The organism is Cryobacterium breve, from assembly GCF_004402375.1.
GTDB classification, from domain to species: domain Bacteria; phylum Actinomycetota; class Actinomycetes; order Actinomycetales; family Microbacteriaceae; genus Cryobacterium; species Cryobacterium breve.
The window spans coordinates 1-2,479 of sequence record NZ_SOGJ01000016.1; the positions used below are offsets into that span (position 1 = coordinate 1).

The following is a 2,479-nucleotide window of genomic DNA, read 5'->3' on the forward strand; positions in this document are numbered from 1 at the left end:
CCGCCCTATATATTCAGGCGGGAGTCACCAGGTCACCCAAAGGGCCTGGCGGGGTTTCCCCATTCGGAAATCCTCGGATCACAGTTCGTTTATCAACTCCCCGAGGCTTATCGCAGATTACTACGTCCTTCTTCGGCTCTACATGCCAAGGCATTCACCGTTTGCTCTTAGAAATTTGAAATCACATGAGTTTGAATCGATTAAGAATCGTAAGACTCAAAAGTCTCACGATCGAAATTGACCAATGATCTAATTGCTTAGATCTTTGTAATTTGCTCTCTTACGAGAGTCAAATTTAAGATGCTCGCGTCCACTGTGTAGTTCTCAAAGTACGGGCGGTACCCCCACCTGCCACCGAATGATGGAAACAGGAAAAGGTCCAGAGGAACAGTCCAACCAGGCCGAAGCCCAAGTCGTTCCGGTCCCTCAGGACCCAACAGCGTGCATATACGTTTCGTTCACCGACAAACCATTCCAACTCCAGTGCTGTAAACAGCCCCAAAGCGTACCGGGTTCACCAGTGTCCTCTCCGCATCAATGTCAACGTTCCACCCATGAGCGCCACCGGGAAACAGATGTTCCCGTAATGGCTTGGCAGTGTAACTCCGCTGTATACAGACGGCACTGCTGTGCTCCTTAGAAAGGAGGTGATCCAGCCGCACCTTCCGGTACGGCTACCTTGTTACGACTTAGTCCTAATCACCGATCCCACCTTCGACAGCTCCTCCCCTTGCGGGTTAGGCCACTGGCTTCGGGTGTTACCGACTTTCATGACTTGACGGGCGGTGTGTACAAGGCCCGGGAACGTATTCACCGCAGCGTTGCTGATCTGCGATTACTAGCGACTCCGACTTCATGAGGTCGAGTTGCAGACCTCAATCCGAACTGAGACCGGCTTTTTGGGATTCGCTCCACCTTGCGGTATTGCAGCCCTTTGTACCGGCCATTGTAGCATGCGTGAAGCCCAAGACATAAGGGGCATGATGATTTGACGTCATCCCCACCTTCCTCCGAGTTGACCCCGGCAGTATCCCATGAGTTCCCACCATTACGTGCTGGCAACATAGGACGAGGGTTGCGCTCGTTGCGGGACTTAACCCAACATCTCACGACACGAGCTGACGACAACCATGCACCACCTGTATAGAGACCTTGCGGGGCGACTGTTTCCAGACGTTTCCTCTATATGTCAAGCCTTGGTAAGGTTCTTCGCGTTGCATCGAATTAATCCGCATGCTCCGCCGCTTGTGCGGGCCCCCGTCAATTCCTTTGAGTTTTAGCCTTGCGGCCGTACTCCCCAGGCGGGGAACTTAATGCGTTAGCTGCGACACGGAGACCGTGGAATGGTCCCCACATCTAGTTCCCAACGTTTACGGCATGGACTACCAGGGTATCTAATCCTGTTCGCTCCCCATGCTTTCGCTCCTCAGCGTCAGTTACGGCCCAGAGATCTGCCTTCGCCATTGGTGTTCCTCCTGATATCTGCGCATTCCACCGCTACACCAGGAATTCCAATCTCCCCTACCGCACTCTAGTCTGCCCGTACCCACTGCAGGCCCGAGGTTGAGCCTCGGGTTTTCACAGCAGACGCGACAAACCGCCTACGAGCTCTTTACGCCCAATAATTCCGGACAACGCTTGCACCCTACGTATTACCGCGGCTGCTGGCACGTAGTTAGCCGGTGCTTTTTCTGCAGGTACCGTCACTTTTACGCTTCTTCCCTACTAAAAGAGGTTTACAACCCGAAGGCCGTCGTCCCTCACGCGGCGTTGCTGCATCAGGCTTTCGCCCATTGTGCAATATTCCCCACTGCTGCCTCCCGTAGGAGTCTGGGCCGTGTCTCAGTCCCAGTGTGGCCGGTCACCCTCTCAGGCCGGCTACCCGTCGTCGCCTTGGTGAGCCATTACCTCACCAACTAGCTGATAGGCCGCGAGCTCATCCTTGACCAAAATTCTTTCCACCCCCAGAGATGCCTCCAAAGGTCGTATCCGGTATTAGACGTCGTTTCCAACGCTTATCCCAGAGTCAAGGGCAGATTGCTCACGTGTTACTCACCCGTTCGCCACTAATCAGAGAAGCAAGCTCCTCATCATCGTTCGACTTGCATGTGTTAAGCACGCCGCCAGCGTTCGTCCTGAGCCAGGATCAAACTCTCCGTAAATGTTTGACTGCACGAAACCCGAAGGCAACGGCACATCTAGTGTGACTGACCACCGGAATAGGCAGACCAGACACAAGTTTGAAACTGACAGAACAAATCATTACTGACTTGCTTTGTTGTTAAAATGTTTTCCAAAGGAATCTCCGCCGCAGCACCCCCTAGAAAGGAGCCCTACGACCGAGGTTTTTGGCATTTGACATTGTGCACGCTGTTGAGTTCTCAAGGATCGGACGCACCCGACTTCAAGCCCTACCATAGGCTGTCGCTTCGGGGCAACTCGTAAAACTTACCCGCCCGACAAGTCCCTGTCAAATCAA

At 53.4% G+C, this 2,479-nt stretch carries 2 rRNA genes; both read right to left on the bottom strand.

The features are described 5' to 3' along the window. A 23S ribosomal RNA gene (locus E3O65_RS06890) occupies positions 1-181 on the bottom strand; the annotation flags it as partial. 459 nt (positions 182-640) lie between these two features. After that, positions 641-2,162, bottom strand: a 16S ribosomal RNA gene (locus E3O65_RS06895). Between the last annotated feature and the right edge of the window lie 317 nt (positions 2,163-2,479).